This window comes from Ectothiorhodospira mobilis, from assembly GCF_016584115.1.
Lineage (GTDB): Bacteria > Pseudomonadota > Gammaproteobacteria > Ectothiorhodospirales > Ectothiorhodospiraceae > Ectothiorhodospira > Ectothiorhodospira mobilis.
Window position 1 is genome coordinate 1 of record NZ_NRSK01000026.1, and the last position, 20,038, is coordinate 20,038.

At 69.4% G+C, this 20,038-nt stretch carries 19 protein-coding genes and 1 pseudogene; 9 read left to right on the forward strand and 11 right to left on the reverse strand.

The features are described from left to right. Nucleotides 1–134, forward strand: a pseudogene (locus tag CKO33_RS10255) (IS481 family transposase); the annotation flags it as partial. Nucleotides 135–397: 263 nt separating this feature from the next. Here CKO33_RS10255 and CKO33_RS10260 read toward each other — a convergent pair. The 5 genes from CKO33_RS10260 to CKO33_RS10280 form a co-directional block, all read right to left on the reverse strand. Next, nucleotides 398–1,405, reverse strand: coding sequence for an NAD(P)H-dependent glycerol-3-phosphate dehydrogenase (locus CKO33_RS10260; protein ID WP_200182149.1), 1,008 nt, complete (start codon nt 1,403–1,405; stop codon nt 398–400). Between the two features lie 8 nt (nt 1,406–1,413). Beyond that, a complete protein-coding gene (secB, locus tag CKO33_RS10265; protein WP_200182150.1) occupies nt 1,414–1,935 on the reverse strand; it encodes a protein-export chaperone SecB in 522 nt (173 codons plus the stop codon). Between the two features lie 86 nt (nt 1,936–2,021). Next, nucleotides 2,022–2,312 carry a glutaredoxin 3 gene (gene grxC / locus CKO33_RS10270; RefSeq protein WP_200182151.1) on the reverse strand — a complete coding sequence of 97 codons (291 nt, stop codon included), beginning with the start codon at nt 2,310–2,312 and terminating at the stop codon, nt 2,022–2,024. 10 nt (nt 2,313–2,322) lie between these two features. Beyond that, on the reverse strand, nt 2,323–2,751 hold the full coding sequence (locus CKO33_RS10275) for a rhodanese-like domain-containing protein (protein ID WP_200182152.1): 429 nt from the start codon (nt 2,749–2,751) through the stop codon (nt 2,323–2,325). A gap of 81 nt (nt 2,752–2,832) precedes the next feature. Beyond that, the gene (locus tag CKO33_RS10280) at nt 2,833–3,156 is read right to left on the reverse strand and encodes an ArsR/SmtB family transcription factor (RefSeq protein WP_090487156.1); all 324 of its coding nucleotides are present in this window, start codon (nt 3,154–3,156) and stop codon (nt 2,833–2,835) included. Between the two features lie 119 nt (nt 3,157–3,275). Here CKO33_RS10280 and CKO33_RS10285 point away from each other — a divergent pair, with 119 nt between their 5' ends. From CKO33_RS10285 to CKO33_RS10300, 4 genes are all read left to right on the forward strand, one after another. Beyond that, the gene (locus CKO33_RS10285; RefSeq protein ID WP_200182153.1) at nt 3,276–4,439 is read left to right on the forward strand and encodes a murein hydrolase activator EnvC family protein; all 1,164 of its coding nucleotides are present in this window, start codon (nt 3,276–3,278) and stop codon (nt 4,437–4,439) included. Nucleotides 4,440–4,513: 74 nt separating this feature from the next. Further along, on the forward strand, nt 4,514–5,833 hold the full coding sequence (locus CKO33_RS10290; protein ID WP_200182183.1) for a S41 family peptidase: 1,320 nt from the start codon (nt 4,514–4,516) through the stop codon (nt 5,831–5,833). Nucleotides 5,834–5,873: 40 nt separating this feature from the next. Then, nucleotides 5,874–6,737, forward strand: a complete 864-nt coding sequence (locus tag CKO33_RS10295) for a divergent polysaccharide deacetylase family protein (protein ID WP_200182154.1) — start codon at nt 5,874–5,876, stop codon at nt 6,735–6,737. Next, complete coding sequence (locus CKO33_RS10300) at nt 6,677–7,231, forward strand: DJ-1 family glyoxalase III (RefSeq protein ID WP_200182155.1); 555 nt, start codon at nt 6,677–6,679, stop codon at nt 7,229–7,231. The genes CKO33_RS10295 and CKO33_RS10300 overlap by 61 nt, the downstream gene beginning before the upstream one ends. Nucleotides 7,232–7,244: 13 nt before the next feature. On the opposite strand, the gene glmS is transcribed toward CKO33_RS10300, so the two are convergent. Genes glmS through purE form a run of 3 tightly spaced genes read right to left on the reverse strand, consistent with a single transcriptional unit; the run spans nt 7,245 to nt 10,743 of the window. Beyond that, nucleotides 7,245–9,077, reverse strand: coding sequence for a glutamine--fructose-6-phosphate transaminase (isomerizing) (gene glmS / locus CKO33_RS10305; protein WP_200182156.1), 1,833 nt, complete (start codon nt 9,075–9,077; stop codon nt 7,245–7,247). Nucleotides 9,078–9,118: 41 nt separating this feature from the next. Further along, nucleotides 9,119–10,246, reverse strand: a complete 1,128-nt coding sequence (locus CKO33_RS10310; protein ID WP_200182157.1) for a 5-(carboxyamino)imidazole ribonucleotide synthase — start codon at nt 10,244–10,246, stop codon at nt 9,119–9,121. Continuing rightward, nucleotides 10,243–10,743, reverse strand: a complete 501-nt coding sequence (gene purE, locus CKO33_RS10315; protein WP_200182158.1) for a 5-(carboxyamino)imidazole ribonucleotide mutase — start codon at nt 10,741–10,743, stop codon at nt 10,243–10,245. Before purE ends, CKO33_RS10310 begins: the two co-directional genes overlap by 4 nt. 150 nt (nt 10,744–10,893) lie before the next feature. Here purE and CKO33_RS10320 point away from each other — a divergent pair, with 150 nt between their 5' ends. From CKO33_RS10320 to CKO33_RS10330, 3 genes are read left to right on the forward strand one after another with little or no spacing between them, the layout of a single operon-like run. Continuing rightward, the gene (locus CKO33_RS10320) at nt 10,894–11,793 is read left to right on the forward strand and encodes a phosphoribosylaminoimidazolesuccinocarboxamide synthase (RefSeq protein WP_200182159.1); all 900 of its coding nucleotides are present in this window, start codon (nt 10,894–10,896) and stop codon (nt 11,791–11,793) included. Between the two features lie 14 nt (nt 11,794–11,807). Further along, entirely contained in the window at nt 11,808–12,500 is a 693-nt protein-coding gene (gene bioD, locus CKO33_RS10325) for a dethiobiotin synthase (RefSeq protein ID WP_207146523.1), read from the forward strand. A 44-nt stretch (nt 12,501–12,544) separates the two neighbouring features. Next, nucleotides 12,545–13,054, forward strand: a complete 510-nt coding sequence (locus tag CKO33_RS10330; protein ID WP_200182160.1) for a GNAT family N-acetyltransferase — start codon at nt 12,545–12,547, stop codon at nt 13,052–13,054. A 93-nt stretch (nt 13,055–13,147) separates the two neighbouring features. Here the strand turns inward: CKO33_RS10330 and CKO33_RS10335 are convergent, their stop codons facing one another. From CKO33_RS10335 to CKO33_RS10345, 3 genes are all read right to left on the reverse strand, one after another. Continuing rightward, the gene (locus CKO33_RS10335; RefSeq protein ID WP_200182161.1) at nt 13,148–13,888 is read right to left on the reverse strand and encodes a hypothetical protein; all 741 of its coding nucleotides are present in this window, start codon (nt 13,886–13,888) and stop codon (nt 13,148–13,150) included. Between the two features lie 140 nt (nt 13,889–14,028). Continuing rightward, a complete protein-coding gene (locus tag CKO33_RS10340; RefSeq protein ID WP_200182162.1) occupies nt 14,029–14,460 on the reverse strand; it encodes a hypothetical protein in 432 nt (143 codons plus the stop codon). A gap of 495 nt (nt 14,461–14,955) precedes the next feature. Continuing rightward, nucleotides 14,956–18,330 (reverse strand): EAL domain-containing protein, encoded by a 3,375-nt coding sequence (locus tag CKO33_RS10345; RefSeq protein ID WP_200182163.1) that lies wholly within the window; start codon nt 18,328–18,330, stop codon nt 14,956–14,958. 161 nt (nt 18,331–18,491) lie between these two features. Between CKO33_RS10345 and CKO33_RS10350 the strand changes: the two genes are divergently transcribed. Continuing rightward, on the forward strand, nt 18,492–19,916 hold the full coding sequence (locus tag CKO33_RS10350; protein ID WP_200182164.1) for a dihydrolipoyl dehydrogenase: 1,425 nt from the start codon (nt 18,492–18,494) through the stop codon (nt 19,914–19,916). The last annotated feature ends 122 nt before the right edge of the window (nt 19,917–20,038 follow it).

The following is a 20,038-nucleotide window of genomic DNA, read 5'->3' on the forward strand; positions in this document are numbered from 1 at the left end:
ACCAGCGCCTGTATAACCATCACATCGGCCAAAAGGCGCTGGGACATCGCACCCCGGTGGAAACCCTCAAGGCCTGGCAACAGGACCGCCCCGATCTATTTCGAAAACGCGTATACAATCAGGCGAGACCTGACACCTACCTCTTCACGCTGGTTGCGGGGATTGTGACCTGGATGAATCGTAGGACCATGTTCACGACGCAATACAGCATCAAGGAAGTCGTCCCCGGCGAGCAGGCGTCTGCACCATGAATCCGGGGGAAACGCACCCGGCAGCTTTCCCCGAGACGATGCAGATCGAATCCAACCTCGGGACGACCGGCTTCAGGTGGCGATTGAGCCAGCGGCTGGGGAGTTTTCGGGCCGCTCCGCTGCGGATCCCGAAACGGCCCGTGGACTCAGAACTCCGGCTTGGGGTCCCGGCTGAGCAGTTCCTCCACCGCCCGGGTGGGGGGCAGGTCCTCGTAGAGGATACGGTAGACCCGCTGACAGATGGGCATGTCCACCCCCAGTTCGTCCGCCTTGGCCACGGCCATGCGGGCCGTGCGCGCCCCCTCCACCGCCTGGCCGATGGCGGCCATGGCCGCCTCCCGGGATTCCCCCCGGCCCAGGGCCAGGCCCAGGCGGCGGTTGCGGGACTGGTCATCGGTGCAGGTGAGCACCAGGTCGCCCACGCCGGAGAGGCCCATGAGGGTCTCGCTGCGGGCGCCGGCGGCCTCCCCCAGGCGCATGAGCTCGGCCAGGCCGCGGGTGATCAGGGCGGCACGTGCATTGGCACCAAAGCCCAGGCCGTCGGAGACGCCGGCGGCGATGGCCAGGACGTTCTTGAAGGCGCCCCCCAGCTGCACCCCTACCACGTCATCGCTGGTGTAGACCCGCAGGGTGCCGCCGGCGAGCCAGTCCCGGGCCGCCTGGGCGAAGTCCGCGTCCGGGGAGGCCAGGGTCAGGGCCGTGGGCAGGCCGCGGGCCACCTCGCCGGCGAAGGAGGGCCCGGAGGCCACGCCCCAGGGGACCGTGGCGGGCAGGATCTCCTGGGCCAGCTGGTGCAGCCAGCGGGTGCTGGCCTCGTCCAGCCCCTTGGTGGCCCACACCAGCCCGCCGGGCCCCAATCCGGGGGCGATGCGCGCCAGGGTCTCGCGAAAGCCGCCGCTGGGCACGGCCAGGAGCACCCGGTGGGCCCGGCCCACCAGGGCCTCCAGATCCGCCTCGGGGTGCAGCCCCGGCGGGAAGGGGCAGTCCGGCAGGTAGCGGGCGTTGCGCCCCTCGGCGGCCATGGCCGCCACCTGGGCGGCGTCGCGCCCCCACAGGCCCACATCCAGCCCCTTGCGGGCGAGATGGATGGCCAGGGCGGTCCCCCAGGAACCGGCCCCCACCACGGCCACGTCGTGCATCGGGCTTGCGGCCATGTCAGCAGTCAGTTGGCGGGCGTGGCGCGGTCGTCACCGTCCCCCCGGGCCGCCTGGTGTTCCCGCAGGCGCTGGGCATAGAGGGCGTCGAAGTTCACCGGCGCCAGCAGCAGTTGCGGGAAGCCGCCCCGGGTGACCAGGTCGGACACCGCCTCGCGGGCGAAGGGGAAGAGGATGTTGGGGCAGTAGGCGGACAGCAGGGGGCCCTGCTGGTCCTCGGGGATGCCCCGCAGGAGGAAGATGCCGGACTGCTTCACCTCCACCAGATAGGCCGTCTTGTCCTGGGACCGGGTGGTCACCGTCAGGGTCAGCTCCACCTCGTAGACCCCGGGATCCTGCAGGGCCCGGGACTGGGTGTTGAGCTGGACGTTGGTCTCCGGCTTCCATTCCCCGAGGAAGACCTCCGGGGTGTTGGGGGCCTCGAAGGAGACGTCCTTGGTGTAGATCTTCTGCAGGCCGAATTCCTGCTGGGTCTGCGGACCCTGGGCGGCGCCGTCGAGGCGCGCGCCGGATGCTGTGTTCTCGCTCATGTCCACTCCGTCATCGGCATGATGGGATCGTTGCGGGCCATGATACTCGGGGGGACCGCACCGGGACCATGACTTTTCCGGGGTCTTCAGCCGCCCCCAGGGGAAAGCCCCAGGGCAGTATCCAGCGCGCCCGCGCGGTCCAGGGCCACCAGATCGCTGTATCCCCCCAGATGGCGCTCGCCGGCGAAGACCTGGGGCACGGTGTGGCGTCCGGAACGGGACTCCATCGCGTCCCACTGTTCCGGGTCCCGGTCCACCCGGATCTCCTGGAAGGCCACGCCCTTTTTCCTGAGCAGCCGGCGGGCCAGGAGGCAGAAGACACAGCCGCCGGTGGCGTACATCACCACGGGCACGGCATCGCCGGGGGTGTCGTCCATGGCCGGGACCCTATTTCTTCGACAGGGGCAGGTTGGCGGCCTGCCAGGCGTTGATCCCGCCCTGCAGGTTGCTCACCTTCTCGAAGCCCTGCTTGGTCAGGGTGTTGCAGGCCTGGGCGGAGCGGCTGCCGTTCTCGCAGTAGACGATGACGTGCTTGTCCTTGTGCTTGTCCAGTTCGCTCAGGCGGTCCTTGAGCCGGTTCATCGGGATGTGGCGGGCGCCGCCGATGCGGCCGCCCTTGCGGGCCTCGGCATCACTGCGCACATCCAGCACCAGGGAGGGCTCGTGGTTCATCACCTGCACCGCCTCCGCCGGCCCCAGCACCCCATACTTGCGCGTCAGGCGCGCGAACTCGGTGTAGACGATGGCCGCGGCGACGGCCACCAGCAGGCCCACCAGCAGGGGATGATTGCCCACAAATTCCAGATATTGGTCCATGAATCGCTCGGGACGGTTGCGTCAACGGGAGGGGCGCATTCTGACCCGTCGCGCCCGCCCCGGCAAGCCGGTGCGGGCGGGTTACAGGGTGCGGCAGAAGACGTCCTGCATCATGCCGATCAGGCGCAGGGTGCGCCCGTCCCCCACGCGATAGTAGACCCGGTTGGCATCCTTGCGGGCCATGAGGATACCCTTGTCCCGCAGGATGGCCAGATGCTGCGAGATGTTGCTCTGGGAGGTGCCGACGCGGTCCACGATCTCCTGGACACTCACCTCCCGGTCCCCCAGGACGCAGAGGATCTTCAGGCGCAGGGGATGCGCCATGGCCTTCAGGGAGCGGGAGGCCCGTTCGATGTCCTCCTCCCGGTTCATGAGATCGGTATCGGTCTGGGGTTCGGGCGACATAAGATGGTTCGTTTTTGTGTGCGCTCTGGGCCTGGACAATGGAATCCCGTTGGGCCGGTGGATGAATTTGTATATTAGCACTCCATGAAGCGATTATGATCTTTATCAAACGGATTGCAATGCACCCGGCCTGGGCCGCCCTCCTGGCGCTCCTGTGCTGTGCCCCCGCCTGGGCGGCCGACGAGCGGGAGGAGGCGGCCCGGCGGCTGGAGGCGGTGCAGGAGGCCATCGGCCGGCTGCAATCCCGTCTGCAGGCGGCCCGGGGCGAACGCGGGCGCCTGGAGGCGGCCCTGCGCGACTCCGGCAAGGCCCTGAACCGGGCCGGCCGGGCCCTGGCCCGAAGCGAGGCCGGGCTGCAAAAGACCCAACAGCGGCTGGAGGCGGTCCGGGTGCGGGCCGACGAGGCCCGGGAGCGGTTGCAGGGCCATCGTGAGATCCTGGCGGCGCTGCTGCGCAGTGCCTACCAGGACGGCCGGGGCGGGCCCCTGAAGGTCCTGCTGCTGCAGGAGGACCCGGCCCGGCTGGGACGCATGATGGCCTACCATCGCCATTATGTGCATGCCCGGGAGGCACGCATCGAGGCCACGCGCCAGGCCCTGGCGGGGCTGGAACAGGCCCGCACCGAACTGCAGGCCCTGCAGGCGCGCCAGGCCCGCCTGCGGGCGGAGCGGGCCGATCGCCTCGAGGCCCTGGAGGCGGCCCGCCGGAAGCGCACCGAGGCCATGGCGGCCCTGGAGGACGAGATCGAGGCGGCCGGGGAGCGTCTGGAAGGACTGCAGGCCGACCGCAAGGCCCTGGAGGAACTGATCGAGACCCTGGACGCCACCCTGAGCGACATCCCGGACCGCTCCCTCATGGACCACCCCTTCGCACAGCGCCGGGGCCAACTGCCCTTTCCCACCGCCGGGGAAGTGCTGCGGGGCTTCGACGGGGACGGCGTGGACAGCGGCGAACACCGCCGCCGGGGAGTGATCCTCAAAGCCAGCCCCGGGGACCCGGTGCGCGCCGTACACCCCGGGCGGGTGGCCTTCGCCAACTGGATGCGGGGCTACGGCATGCTGGTGATCCTGGACCACGGCGACGGCTACATGACCCTCTACGGCGACAACGAGACCCTCTACCACAGTCCCGGGGACTGGGTGCAGGCGGGAGAGGTCATCGCCCGCGCCGCCGGGGGCGGCCGCAGGGAGGGGGCCTACTTCGAGATCCGTCACGACGGCACACCCGTGAACCCCCTGAGGTGGTGCGACTCTAAGCGCCCAATGATAGGCTCTACCCGTTGAACCCCGCGATACGTCCCGCGATACGGGGATCCCTCGAGCCTGCGGGAACGGCTCAGTCCGTGGAGTGAAAGATGATGAGAATGCAAACCCGCGCAGGCATCGGCCTGCTGGTGGGCGTGATCCTGGGGGTCACGCTCAGCCTGTCCTTTGGTGTCATGGCCGAACGCCAGGATGCCGCCGTCCCCGAGGCCCTGCCCCTGGAGGACCTGCGCACCTTCACCGATGTCTACATGCGCATCAAACGCAACTACGTGGAGGAGGTGGAGGACAGCGAACTCCTGGAGAACGCCATCCGTGGCATGCTCAACGGCCTGGACCCCCATTCCACCTACCTCACCCCGGACGAGTTCTCGGAACTGCGCATCGGCACCCAGGGGGAATTCGGCGGACTGGGGCTGGAGGTGGGCATGGAGGACGGCTTCGTCAAGGTCATCGCCCCCATCGACGACACCCCCGCCAGCCGCGCCGGCATCCAGGCCGGGGATCTGATCATCCGTCTGGACGACACCCCCGTGAAGGGCCTGTCCCTGCAGGAGGCGGTGAACCGCATGCGCGGTCCCGAGGGCAGCGAGATCACCCTCACCATCGTGCGCGAGGGCGAGGACGCCCCCTTCGAGGTGGAGATCACCCGGGACATCATCCGCGTGCGCAGCGTGCGCAGCGAGATGCTGGAACCGGGCTTCGGCTACCTGCGCATCACCACCTTCCAGTCCCGCACGGCGCAGATGCTGGTGGAGGAACTGAAGGCCCTGCAGAAGGAAGGCGATGGGCTCAAGGGCCTGGTGCTGGACCTGCGCAACAACCCCGGGGGCGTGCTCAACGGCGCCGTGGGGGTCTCCGACGCCTTCCTGAAGGAGGGGCTCATCGTCTACACCGAGGGCCGGGTGGACGACGCCAAGCTGCGCTACAGCGCCTCACCGGGGGACCTCCTGGACGGCGCGCCCCTGGTGGTGCTGGTGAACAAGGGCTCGGCCTCCGCCTCGGAGATCGTCGCCGGCGCCCTGCAGGACCACGAGCGGGCCATCATCATCGGCACCTCCACCTTCGGCAAGGGCTCGGTACAGACCATCCTGCCCCTGGAGGGGGACAAGGCCCTGAAACTCACCACGGCCCGCTATTACACCCCTTCGGGCCGCTCCATCCAGGCGGACGGGATCCAGCCCGATATCCAGCTGGAACAGGTGAACCTGGCCAAGGCGGAGGACTCGGTGCTGCAGCCGGTCACCGAATCCCAGCTCAACGGCCACCTGCCCGGCGCCCGCGAACAGGCGGACGAGGCCTCCGCCGACGGCGAGGAGGACACCAAGACCCCCTCCCTGGCCGTGCGGGACTACCAGCTCTATGAGGCCCTGAACCTGCTCAAGGGCCTCACCATCCTGCAGGCCCGGCGCTGATGGGAAACCCATGGGTGCCGCGGATGGGGGCGGTCCACCCATGACCCGCGCCGGCGCCATCCCGGCCTCCCGGCGCGCCGCCCCATCCCGGGCCTGGATACTGCTGCTGGCGCTGTGGGCCTGGTCGGCCTGGGGCCCCGTCTGGGGCGACGACGGCGCGGCCCCCGTGATCGCCATCGTCATCGACGACCTGGGCAACGACCTGGAATCGGCGCGGCGCATCGCCGCCCTCCCCGCCCCGGTCACCGTGGCGGTGCTGCCCTTCAGCCCCTATGCCGGGCTGGTGGGCGGTCTGGTACAGGAAAACGGCCACGAGGTGATGCTGCACCTGCCCATGGAGGCGGACGGCGATCACGATCCGGGGCCCGGGGCCATCCGCACCCGGCTGAACGAGGCCCAGACCCGCCGCCTGGTGCGCCGGGCCCTGGAACGGGTGCCCCAGGCCCGGGGCATGAACAACCACATGGGCAGCCGCCTGTCCCGCTCGCCCCATCACCTGGCCTGGATCATGAGCGAACTGCTGGCCCATGACCCCGGCCTCTACGTCCTGGACAGCCGCACCCACGTGCAGACCCGCATCCAGCAGGTGGCCCGCTGGGCGGGGCTCAAAAACACCCGGCGGGACGTCTTCCTGGATGCCCGCCCCCATGACGCGGGCTTCGCCCGCCGCCAGCTGGAACACCTGGCCCGCCTGGCCCGCACCCGCGGTCAGGCCCTGGGCATCGGCCATCCCCATCCCCAGACCCTGGCGGCCCTGGAGGCCATGCTGCCCCGGTTGCAGGCCCAGGGGTTTGAACTGGTCACCGTGAGCCGATATCTCTGGCAACAGGAGGAGATTCCCCAATGGCACGCATCCTTGTCCCCCTCGCCCCCGGCTGCGAAGAACTCGAAGCCGTCACCCTGATCGACCTCATGCGCCGAGCCGGTTTCCAGGTGGTCACCGCCGGCCTGGAAGCGGGCCCGGTGAAGTGCTCCCGCGGCGTGGTGCTGGTCCCCGACGCCCTGCTGGAGGAGGTCCACGAGGACCCCTTCGATCTGGTGGTGCTCCCCGGGGGACTGGGCGGCGCCGACCGCCTCAATGCCGACCCCCGCATCCACGCCCTGCTGCGGCGCATGCATGCCGAGGGACGTTACGTGGGCGCCATCTGCGCCGCCCCCAAGGTGCTCGGCGATGCGGGGCTGCTGCAGGGGCGTTCGGCCACGGGCTATCCCAGCGTGGTGAATGCCCTGGACCTGCCGGACACCCGCTTCTCGGACCAGCCGGTGGTGGTGGACGGCCAGGTGGCCACCTCCACGGGCCCGGGCACCGCCATGGACTTCGCCCTGACCCTGATCGAACTGCTGGCGGGGCCGGAAAAGCGCCAGGAGGTGGAAGGGGGCCTCTGCCGGCCCGGATGACGGCCGACGGCCGCTATTCCACCGTCACCGACTTGGCCAGGTTGCGGGGCTGATCCACGTCCGTGCCCTTGAGCACGGCGGTATGGTAGGCCAGCAGCTGCAGGGGCACGGTGTGAACGATGGGGGAGAGCCAGTCGTCCACCGGGGGCACGGCCAGGCACTGGATGCCGCCGTCGCCCCCCAGGGCGGTGACATCATCGGCGAACACCATCAGATGCCCGCCCCGGGCCCGCACCTCCTCCAGGTTGGACTTGAGCTTCTCCAGCAGCGGGTTGTTGGGGGCCACCACCACCACCGGCATGTCCGCGTCCACCAGGGCCAGGGGGCCGTGCTTGAGCTCCCCGGCGGGGTAGGCCTCGGCATGGATATAGGAGATCTCCTTGAGCTTGAGGGCCCCCTCCAGGGCGATGGGGTAATGGGCCCCCCGGCCCAGGAACAGGGCGTGCTGCTTGTCCACCAGGGTCATGGCCAGGCGCTCCACCGGGGCGTCCAGGGCCAGGACCTTCTCCAGGGCCGCGGGCAGGGCCCGCAGGTGCTGCACGAAGGTGCGCACCCGGGCCGCATCCAGGCCATGGTGGCGGCCCAGGGCCAGGGTGAGCAGGAACAGGGCCACCAGCTGCGTGGTGAAGGCCTTGGTGGAGGCGACACCGATCTCGGGGCCGGCATGGGTCATGAGCACCAGGTCCGACTCCCGCACCAGGGAGCTCTCGGGCACGTTGCACACCGCCAGGGAGGCCAGGTAATCGTCCTCCCCCGCCTGGCGCAGGGCCGCCAGGGAATCGGCGGTCTCGCCGGACTGGGAGATGGTCACCAGCAGGCAGTCGGGGAGCACGGCGTGGCGCCGGTAGCGGAACTCGCTGGCCACCTCCACACGGCACGGCAGCCCCAGCAGACCCTCGATCCAGTACCGGGCCACGAGCCCGGCGTGGTAGCTGGTGCCGCAGGCCAGGATCTGCACCGAGCGCACCCGCGCCAGCAGGTCCTCGCTCCCGGGGCCCAGGAGCCCCTCCGGCACGCCGTCCTCCGTCAGCCGCCCCTCCAGGGTCTCGGCCACCGCCCGGGGCTGCTCATGGATCTCCTTGAGCATGAAGTGACGGAAACGGCCCCGGTCGGCGGCGGCGGCGGTGAGGGCGCTCTCGCTCACCGGCCGGGTCACCGCATGGCCATCGGCGTCGAAGATGCGCACCTCGTCCCGGGTCAGTTCGGCGATATCGCCGTTCTCCAGGTGGATGAAGCGCTGGGTCACCGGCAGCATGGCCTGGATATCCGAGGCGATGAAGTGCTCCCCGATGCCCAGGCCGATGATGAGCGGGCTGCCCTGGCGCACGGCGACGAGCCGGTCCGGGTCGTCCCGGCGCACGACCCCCAGGGCATAGGCGCCCTGCAGACGATGACCCACCCGGCGCACCGCCTCGGTCAGGTCGAGGCCCTGGCGGCAGGTATCCATGATCAGGTGGGCGATCACCTCGGTGTCGGTGTCGGAGCTGAAGGTGTAGCCCCGGGACTCCAGCTCGGTGCGCAGGGCCTGGTGGTTCTCGATGATGCCGTTGTGCACCACGGCGATGTCATCGCCGCTCAGGTGGGGGTGGGCATTGGCCTCCGTGGGACCGCCGTGGGTGGCCCAGCGGGTATGGGCCAGCCCCAGCTGTCCGGCCAGGGGCCGCTCCGCCAGCCGCCGGGCCAGGGCCTCCACCTTGCCCACGGCCCGCTCCCGCCGCAGCGCGCCGCCGGGATCCAGCACCACCAGCCCCGCGGAGTCGTAACCGCGGTATTCCAGGCGGCGCAGGCCCTCCAGGAGGATGGGCTGGACGTCGCGCCGGGCGATGGCACCGATGATTCCGCACATGCCGGAATACTCCTCGAAGGTGGCGGGATGGCCGGGACGGCTCAGGCCGCCAAGCGGTTGAACAGGTCCTCCGCCGCCTCCACGGCGGCGGCCAGGTCCGGATCGAGCACACAGAAATGCCCCATCTTGCGGCCGGGGCGGGCCTGCTCCTTGCCGTAGAGGTGCAGCTTGGCGGCGGGATGGGACAGCAGCCGGCCCCAGTCCGGATCGCCATCCGCCCAGAGATCCCCCAGCAGGTTCACCATGACCACGGGGGTGAGCAGGCGCACGTCGCCAAAGGGCAGGCCGCAGAGGGCCCGCACCTGCTGCTCGAACTGGGAGGTGACACAGGCATCCAGGGTGTAGTGGCCGCTGTTGTGGGGCCGGGGGGCCATCTCGTTCACCAGCAACTCCCCCGAGGCGGTGATAAAGAACTCCACCGCCATCACGCCGCAGTAGTCCAGGGCCCCGGCCAGGGTGGTGGCCGCCTCGCAGGCGGCGCGGGCGGTGGTCTCCGGCACCCGGGCCGGGACGATGCTCATGTGCAGGATGCCGCCGCGGTGGATGTTCTCCGCCACGGGATAGCACAGGCAGCGGCCGTCGCTGCCCCGGGCCAGGACCACGGAGATCTCCCGCTCCAGGTCCACGCGGCGCTCCAGCACACAGGGCACCCCCCCCAGGGCGGCGAAGGCCTCGGCACAGGCCTTGGCGGAATCCACCGGCACCTGCCCCTTGCCGTCATAGCCCATGGCGGCGCGCTTGAGGATGGCCGGGGCCCCCACGGCGGAGAAGGCCGCCTCGGCCTGCTCCGGGCGCTCCACCACCTCGAAGGGCGCCGTCTGCAGGCCCGCGCGGCGGATCATGCGCTTTTCCCGGATGCGGTTCTGGGCCTGTTCCAGGGCCGCGGCCCCGGGGCGCACCGGCAGGTGCCGCGCCAGGGTGCGCAGGGTGTCGGCGGGGATGTTCTCGAACTCGGTGCTGACGGCATCGCAACGGGCGATCATCTCGTCCAGGGCCCAGGCATCCCCGTAGGCGGCGTGCAGGTGGTCGTCCGCCATGCGCCCGGCCGGGCTGCCGGAATCCGGATCCAGCACCACCACGTGATAGCCCAGGGTGCGGGCGGCCACGGTGAACATGCGCCCCAGCTGGCCGCCCCCCAGCATGCCCAGGGTGTGACCGGGCAGGATCATGATGCCGGCGGCAGGGTCTGGGCCAGCACCGCCTCCCGCTGCTGCCGGCGGAAGGTCTCGAGCTCCCGGGCCAGATCGGGATGGTCGTGGGCCAGCAGGGACACGGCAAAGAGGCCGGCATTGGCGGCCCCGGCCTCGCCGATGGCGAAGGTGGCCACGGGCACCCCCTTGGGCATCTGCACGATGGACAGTAATGAGTCCCGCCCCTGCAGGTGACGCGAGGGCACCGGCACCCCCAGCACGGGCACGGTCGTCTTGGCCGCCAGCATGCCCGGCAGGTGCGCCGCCCCGCCGGCCCCGGCGATGATGCAGCGCAGGCCCCGCTGCCGGGCCTGCTCGGCGTATTCAAAGAGCAGATCGGGGGTGCGGTGGGCGGAGACCACGCGGGCCTCGTAGGGCACCCCGAAGGCGTCCAGTTGCTGAGCGGCGTGCTCCATGACGGGCCAGTCGCTCTGACTGCCCATCACCACGCCCACGAGGGGGGTCTGGTTCTGCATTGGCGTGGAAAACGCTTCAGGATCGTTTGAAAGGGCAGAAGATACTAGATAACCGGCGGGGGGTACACGCCCACAGGGCATGGACGTGCATCACGCCCCGCCAGACCGTACACTCTGGCGCCGTACACCCAGAATCCGGATCGTCACGCCATGTCCGTCCTCCACGAAAGCCATCTCAAGCATCTACCCCTGATCCACCGGGGCAAGGTACGGGACATCTATGCCGTGGATGAGCGCCATATGCTCATCGTCACCACCGACCGTCTCTCCGCCTTCGACGTGATCCTGCCCACCCCCATCCCGGACAAGGGACGGGTGCTGACGCGGATCTCGCAATTCTGGTTCCAGCGCCTGGCCCACGTGGTCCCCAACCAGCTCTCGGACATGACCCTGGAGCAGGCCGTCCCCGACCCGGAGGAACGGGCGCCGCTGGAGGGGCGCAGCATGGTGGTCAAACGCCTCCGGGCCCTGCCCGTGGAGGCGGTGGTGCGCGGCTATCTCATCGGCTCGGGCTGGAAGAGCTACCAGGCCGAGGGCCGGGTATGCGGCATCCCCCTGCCTTCGGGGCTGCGCCTGGCCGAGCGCCTGCCGGAGCCCATCTACACCCCCTCCACCAAGGCGGAGGTGGGGGCCCACGACGAGAACGTGGACTACGCCCACACGGAACGGGAACTGGGGCCGCGGCTCGCCGCCCAGGTGCGGGACATCGCCCTGCGCCTCTACGCCGAGGCCGCGGACTACGCCCGGCAGCGGGGCATCCTCATCGCCGACACCAAGTTCGAGTTCGGCGTGGACGAGACCGGCGTGCTGCACCTGATCGACGAGGTCCTCACCCCCGACTCCTCCCGCTTCTGGCCCGCCGACCGCTACACCCCCGGGCAGAGCCCCGCCTCCTTCGACAAGCAGTACCTGCGGGACTACCTGGAGACCCTGGACTGGGACAAGAACGATCCGGGCCCGGCCCTGCCGGACGAGGTGGTGAACCAGGTGCGGGCCCGCTACCTGGAGGCCCTGGAACGGCTCACGGGGGAAACCCTGGAGGCGGACTGACGGAGGAGAGAATCATGACCCTGCCCGGTCTGTTCATCACCGGCACCGACACCGGCGTGGGCAAGACGGTGGCCGGCTGTGTCCTGATCCGTGGCCTACGGGCACGGGGGTGCTCTGTCCTGCCGCGCAAGCCGGTGGAATCCGGCTGCGCACGCCGCGGCGGCGTCCTCTGGCCCGCGGACGGCGCCCGTCTGCTGGAGGCCGCCGGGCGCGACGAACTGGACCGGGTGACCCCCTGGCGCTTCCCCCATGCCCTGGCCCCGGACCGGGCCGCCCGCCTCGCCGGCACCCCCCTGCACCTGGACGCCCTGGCCAGCGCCTGCCGCCCAGTGGCATCCGATGACCTGGTGCTGGTGGAGGGGGCCGGCGGGTTCTACTCCCCCCTGGCCGAAGGGGCCCTGAACGCGGACCTGGCGGGGGCCCTGGGCTTCCCCCTCATCCTGGTGGCCCCGGACCGGCTGGGGGTGCTCAACCCCATCCTGCTCACCGCCGAGGCCGCCCTGCGGCGAGGCCTCACGCTTGCGGGGGTGGTGCTCAACGACCCGGGAGAGCCCGGCCCGGAGGGCATGGACAACGCCGCGGACCTGCAGGCCCGGCTGCAGGTGCCGCTGCTGCGCCTGGGGCGCACACACCCGGACCGGCCGCAACCGCCGCCGGACATGGACGCCTGGCTCGAACAGATCCTCAACCGCCGGTCGGCCCCCTGAATCCCCCGGGCCCGCCATCCGGCGCGGGCCCCCGGAGGCGCCCCATGACCCGCATCCCCTTCCAGATCCACGTCGCCACCCAGGACCACCTGCCCGAGATCACCGATCTGGCCCGGCGCATCTGGCATCAGTGCTATCCCGGGATCATCTCTCAAGAGCAGATCGACTACATGCTGGCGCACATGTACTCGGAGCCGACCCTGGCCCGGGACCTGGCCCAGGGGGTGACCTATTACCGTCTGCTGTGCGGGGAGCGAGCCGCCGGGTTCGCCGCCGCGGGTCCCGATGCATGCGGCAACGGGGAGGCCTGGCTGCACAAGCTCTACGTGCTGGAGGAACACCAGGGCCGGGGCGCGGGACGCGCCCTGATCGAGCAGGCCTGCGCGGATGCGGCCGCGGCGGGTCATCACCTCATGCGGTTGCGGGTGAACCGGGAGAACACCCGCGCCATCCGCGCCTATGAACGCTGCGGCTTTGCCATCCGGGAGACCCGCTGCGACGACATCGGCGGCGGTTTCGTCATGGACGACTACATCATGCAGCGCCGGCTCTGAGACGCGGGACGGCCACCCACCGGGGATGCCCCGCCAGCACACGGGGCCATCCACCGAAAGACCGGGGAACGGGGCCGGGTCTGCGTGGGGGGATCAGGCCTTCTCGGTTTCGGCCATCCCTTCCAGGGTCTCCAGCACCTTCTCTTCGGGCCCCTCGGGCAGCGCCTCCACCTCGGCACCGCCTTCCTGCAGACGGGCGTGGAGGGTTTCGGCCGTCTGTCGCAGTTCGCGGTACTGCGCCGCCAGGGCAGCCCCCTGCTCCCGCAGCGGTTCCAGCGCGGCCAGCTTCTCGTCCACCTCCCGCTTCTCCTTGCGCAGGGTGCTCAGCTGGGCCTCCACCTGCTTGCGGGCCTCGGCCTCGTCGCTCTTCTGCTTCTTGAGCTGCCTGAGCTTCTTGACCACGTTCTCCGGGGTATCCGCCAGGGCCTTGTTGATGGCCTTGAGGGCCTTTTCCTTCTCCGCCAGGGCGGCCTTGATGGACTTCATCTCCTTGGTGTGGGCGACGCGCTCCGCGGCCATGTCCTGTTCGCCGCTCTCCAGCCTGGCCTGGGCCTCCGCCTTGGCGGCCTCGGCGGCCTTCTGGGCCTTCTCGCTGGCCTTCACCTTCTTTTTCATCTCCTCGATGGCGGCGCGGGCCTCGTCCTGTGCCTGCTTGATCTTGCGGTCCGCCTCCTGGCCCTTCTGGATGGCGGCATCCATGGCGGCCTTGAGTTCGTCGGCACTGCAGTCGGGGTCCAGCCCCAGGGCATCCGTCGCCCCCTTCATCAACATCTGCTTGCTGACGGCAAGCTCCTTCCAGACCTTCAGCTGTATTTCTGCTTCTGCTTGGTTCACATATCACTCCTGCTCGATCGCGGATGACGCGGTTGGACGGGGGTCGCATTCGTGGGCGCGCATTCTAGCCGATCTGCAAACCGAATGCTGCACCCAAAGTCAAGTCCGCCCCGATGGATGCGGCGGCAACCGGTACGGGCTCAAGGGGCGCTGTACACGCCACGGCGGGGGGAGGTCAGTTTGCCCTGACGCTTGAGATAGCCCAGGGTCTGGCTGAGGTTCTTCACGTTCAGCCCCGCCTGCTGCGCCTGCTCGCGGATCTCCTTGGTGGTCATCTCCGGCGGATTGCTGGCGACGATCTCGCACAGGACCCGGCTGGGCCCGGCATCGCGCGCGCCCTTGCCCTGACCGCTGCGGGGAACCCGCCCCCCCAGCTTACGGATCTCCCGGTCCAGCTGGGCCAGCTCGCGGCGATGCTGCTTCACCAGTTCGCGACGCTTCTCCTTGAGGGCTTCCCGCTCCCGCCGGCGCGCCTCCTCCTGCTCCGCCGCCTCCTGCTCCTCGCGCTGGCGCGCCAGGGCATAGAGCTCCTCAGCGCTCATCTCTTCCGGATTCTTGGCGATTGCGTTCATTCAGTACTCCCGTGATAACAAAAACGACGACACCCGGACCCCAGGGCCCGGGACGGATCGAAGATACGATTGGGGCATCCCCCAGCGGGGGAGACACCCATTGCGGATGGACGACCCGGGGAACCGGGTCTTGACCACGGGCACGGGGGATCCGTGTGCGCACGCGGGTGCGGAATTGCTGCATCACAACCCGCGCCCCGGGGATCGTTCGCATGCGGACAGGCGAGCGGAACCCACTGCGTTTTCCAATAGCGGATTATGACATAAGAAGGCGGGTGTTTTCACATCCTTTTTATTCCGAAAACGCACAAAAGGCTGCGCCGGAACCCGGCGGAGAAGCCATACCGGGTTTCACCCCGCTTGCGGGCATCACGCTATATAGAAAACACGTAAAACATCCCCGCCATAACCGCCCGCCGCAATCACCATCCGTAACGGCACAGGGCCCCGAACCCAAGACCACCTCCCCGCCCCGCCGTCACTCGGGACAACGGCTCAGGATCCGCTGCGGTCCCCGAGGTATGCCGGGATGGCCCCGGCCTCCAGGGGGCGGCTGAAGAGGAATCCCTGCCCCGTGTAACAGCCATGGGCCGTGAGGAAATCCCTTTGCACCGTATTCTCCACCCCCTCCGCGATGACCTGCAGCCCCAGGGTCTCCCCCAGACCGATGATGGCGCGGATGATGGCGGCATCCTCGGGATGGGCCGCGGGATCCTCCTGCAGATCCGCCACGAAGGACTGATCGATCTTGATGGCATGCACCGGCAGGCGCTTTAGATAGTTCAGTGAGGAATAGGCCGTTCCGAAATCATCGATGGAGATGCGCAGACCCTGGTCGTTGAGCTGGGTGATGGTACGGATGGTGTCCTCGATGCACGCCATGGCGGCACTTTCGGTGATCTCGATCTCCACATCGGCCGGGGTGACCCCGGTTTCCTCCAGGATCTCCATGATGCGCTGGAAGATGTCCGGCTGGCGGAACTCCCGGGCGGAGAGGTTCACGGCCACGGGGATGCCCTCCAGACCGGCGGCCTTCCACTGCCGGATCTGGCGGCAGGCCTGACGCAGCACCTCGGGCCCCAGGGCGAGGATGAAGCCGGTCTCCTCGGCCAGGGGGATGAAGCGGCCGGGGGAGATGAGCCCCTTCCCGGGATGGCGCCAGCGCACCAGGGCCTCCAGGCTCAGGGTGCGGCCGCTGGCCAGATCCACCCGGGGCTGGTAGACGAGGAAGAATTCCCCCTGTTCCAGGGCCCGGCGCATGGCCTGATCCAGCTCCAGACGATCCCGCAGGGCACTGTCCATCTCCGGGGTGTAGAAGTGGTAGCAGCGGCGTCCCTCCGCCTTGGCCCGGTACATGGCGGCGTCGGCGTGGCGCACCAGTTCCTCGGGGCCGTCGCTGTCCTCGGGATAGAAGGCCACGCCGATGCTCACGCTCACGGCCACCTCCTTGCCGTCCAGGTCCACGGGCGGGGCCAGGGCGGCCTGGATCTGCTCCACCGCACGGATGGCGGTCTGAATGTGTTCCAGGCGGGACAGGAGCAGGATGAACTCGTCCCCGCCGAAACGGGCCAGGGTGTCCCCCTCCCGCAGCAGGGCGCGCAGCCGCTCCCCGATGCGCACCAGGAGGCGGTCCCCCAGGCTATGGCCCAGGGAGTCGTTGACCACCTTGAAATCATCCAGGTCGATGAAGACCACCGCCAGGGAATGCCTGTCCCGCCGGGCCTGGGCCAGGGCCTGGCTGATGCGGTCCATCATCAGGGCGCGGTTGGGCAGGCCGGTGAGGGGGTCATGGAAGGCCAGGTATTCCAGGCGCTCGCTCAGGGCCTTCTTGTCGGAGATGTCCTCCGCCAGCTTGATGTAATGGGTCACCTCGCCGCGGGCATTGCGGATGGGGGAGATGCGCGCCTCCTCCCAGTAGGGCTCCCCATTGCGCTTGCGGTTGTTGAACTCCCCCTCCCAGGTCTCGCCCCGGGCCAGGGTCTGCCACAGTTCGCGGTATTTGACCACGTTCTTCTCACCGTAGCGCAGCAGGGCCGGACGCTGACCGATCACCTCCTCACTCGTGAAACCGGTGATCTCGCAGAAGTGGCGGTTGACGTATTCGATCACGCCTTCGGTGTCGGTGATCACCACCACGCTGGGGCTCTGCTCCACGGCATAGGCCAGGCGTTCGCTGGTCTCCTCCGCCTGCTTGCGTTCGGTGATGTCCAGGCTCGACCCCAGGATCTTGCTCAAGCGGCCCTCGGGGTCGTGCACCGGCGAGGCCTGATAGAGGATCCAGCGCCAGCCGCCCTGTTTGTGGCGCATGCGCAGTTCCGCCCGGAAACGACCCACGGGATGGCGGATGAAGGCGCCGAAACGCCGGCGCACCGCCTCCATGTCATCCGCATGCATCAACGACTCCAGGACTCCGGTCTCGCTGGCCAGTTCGTGATCCAGATAGCCCAGTTGGGCCTTGAGTTCGGGGGAGAGGTAGATGCGGTTGCCGGGACGCCACTCGAACAGTCCCACGTTGCCCCCGCGCACCGCCTCCCACAGGCGTTCCCGGTCCCGGTTGCGCTCGGTGAGGTCGATGTTCATGCAGAAGATCCGCAGGGACTCGCCGGGGTAGTGCACCACCGTCTTGGAGAAATAGATGGTCAGCGGGTGGCCATCCCGGTGGCGCAGGGTGAGCAGCCCCGAGGGCTCGGGATGCCCGGTCCTTGCGATCTCCTGCAGCCGGGCGGCGAATTCATCGCGCCGCTGCGGCGGCACCACCAGATCCAGCAGGCTTGCACCCACCGCCTCCTCGGCGGCATAGCCGAACAGGCGGGCGCTGGCGGCGTTCCAGTAGAACACCGTCCCGTCGGGATCGAAGCCCTGGATGGCCACATCCGGGACGTTGTCCAGCAGCTGGGTGAGCACCGCCTCGTTGCGGCGCATGGCATCCTCCGCCTCCCAGCGGGCGGTGATGTCCCGGTTGGTGCCGCGATGGCCGCGATAACGGCCTTCCTCATCATGGACCGCGCGGCAGTCGTGTTCGATGCGCCGCACCTCGCCGTCGCGGGTGAGGATACGAAAACGCAGCACGGCCCATCCGCCGCGGTCCCGGGAATGGGCATGGGCCTCGTACAGCGGGCGGTCCTCGGGATGGACGATGCGGGTCATCAACCCCGGGTCCTGCAGGAATTCCGCGGCGGGGTAACCGGTGATGCGCTCGCAGGCAGGGGAGACATAGAGAAACGTCCCGTCCACCCCCATCCAGTATTCCCAGTCCGGCGCGAACAGGGCCAGGATGCGGTAGCGCTCCTGCTCCTCGGCGAGGCGGCGGTTGGCCTCCTCCAGGTCCCGGGTATGGCGCGCCTGCTCGGTCTGGTCGATGACGTTGCAGACGATCTCCCCCGGGCCGTCCTCCCGGGGCGGCAGGCGGAGAAAGTACAGGTCCGCCACCAGGGACCGTCCGCCGGCGCCCCGCAGGCACAGGCCGCGGCAATGGCCGCTGCCCCGGGTGCGCGCCCGCTCCAGGGCCGCGCGCAGGGGGGCGCGCTCGCATTCCGTGGCCGCGAGATGGGGCAGGAGATGATGATCCAGGGCCAGCAGCTTCCGGGCGGCCGCGTTGGGCTCGCACACGGCATCGCGGGCATCCACCACGAAGGCGGGCAGGGGCAGGCCGCTGTACAGACGGTCGAAGCGCACCCGGGACTGCTCCGCCGCCCCCTCGGCCTGGCGCAGGGACTCGTTCTGCATCACCAGCTCGGCGTGGTAGACGTGCAGCTCCTCCAGGAGGGCCTCGATATCCAGTTCGCCCCGCTCGATCTCCGGTCCAATCCCTTGCACGGCATGATCACGCAGGATCGCCTGGGCCTTTTCGCGCAAGCGCTTCTCAGTCACGGGAATGTCCGGGCATTGAGGAATCCCAAGGGTAGCGCGTTCCCCGTGTGGCGCACAGTACCCTGGTCCCGGGACGCCACCGCCCATCAGGGGTCATTGCATCCCCATCAGCCAACACTTATTTTGGGATGATTCCAGCGAACCCAATCGGATCCATCCCCATGACCCGTGAAATCCAAGTAGATGTCGCCGTCATCGGCGCCGGCACCGCCGGCCTCTTCGCCATGCGTCAGGTGCGCCGCGCCGGCAAATCCTTTGTGATGATCGACCCCGGCCCCCTGGGGACCACCTGCGCCCGCGTGGGCTGCATGCCCTCCAAGGTGGCCCTGCACGCGGCCCATCTCTGGGCCGACCGCAGACCCATGGCGGAGCACGGCGTGCGCGGAACGGAGCACCTGAGCGTGGACCCCGATGCCGCCTGGGCCAGGGTACGGACCATGCGCGACCGCTTCGCCGGACGCACGGCGGAGAACTCGCGCAAGGCCATGGGGGAGCACCTGCTGGAGGGCCCGGCGCGGCTGCGGGAACCCACGGTGGTGGAAGTGGACGGGCCGCAGGGCCCCTGCACGGTGCGCGCCGGGGCGGTGATCATCGCCAACGGCTCCCGCCCGGTGAAGCCGAAGTGGCTGGATGACCTGGGGGACCGGGTGATCACCACCGACGAGCTGTTCGAACTGGAGACCCTGCCCCGCTCCCTGGGGGTCCTGGGCCTGGGGGCCATCGGCCTGGAGATGGGGCTGGCCCTAGCCCGCCTCGGCGTGCATGTGGTGGGTTCGGACATCGCCCGCTGGCCCGCGGGCCTGACAGACCCGGAACTGGGGCAGCGGGTGGTGGAGCAGTTCTCCGGGGACCTGCCCATGTGGCTGGAGGAGGCCGCCCGGCTCACCCCGGAGGCAGACGGGGTGCGCATGGAGACCGCTCAGGGACAGGAGAAGGTGGAACGCATCCTGGCCGCCATGGGACGGCGCTCCAATATCGACACCCTGGATCCGGAAGGGAACGTCCTGCCCCTGGCGGACGACGGCCTGCCGCCGGTGGACCCGGCCACGATGCGGGTGGGCGATCTGCCCGTCTTTATCGTCGGCGACGCCAATGGCCGGCGCCTGCTCATGCACGAGGCGGCCGACGAGGGCAGCATCGCCGGCTACAACGCCGCCCGGGGGACATCCCAGCGCTTCCGCCGCCGCACCCCCCTGGCCATCGCCTTCACCCAGCCCGACATCGTCTCCGTGGGCACGCCTTTGTCGGAACTGGACCCGGAGCGGGTGGTGGTGGGCACCGCCGAGGGCAGTGGCAACGGCCGCTCCGTGATCCTGGAGGCCCAGAACAGCATGGTGCGCCTCTATGCCGACGCCGACACCGGCCGTCTGCGGGGCGCCGCCCTCTCCGCCGCCGGCGGCGAGCACCTGGGCCATCTGCTGGCCTGGGCCATCCAGCGGGGAGAGACGGCGCAGCAGCTGCTGGCCATGCCCTTCTATCACCCGGTGGTGGAAGAAGTGGTGCAGGAGGCCCTGCAGGATCTCATCGGCCAACTGCCCGCATCCAGTGCCGGGGACCTGCCCGCCGGTCTGGAACCGGAGGTCTGAAAACGGCCCGGCCTCAGGACGTTGAGGATCCGCCGGGCGAAAACATAAGGAGGGGGATGACATTGCCCCGCCCCCTCCTTTGCATCCCCTGCCGGGCGATTACCCGCACGGGACATGAAATA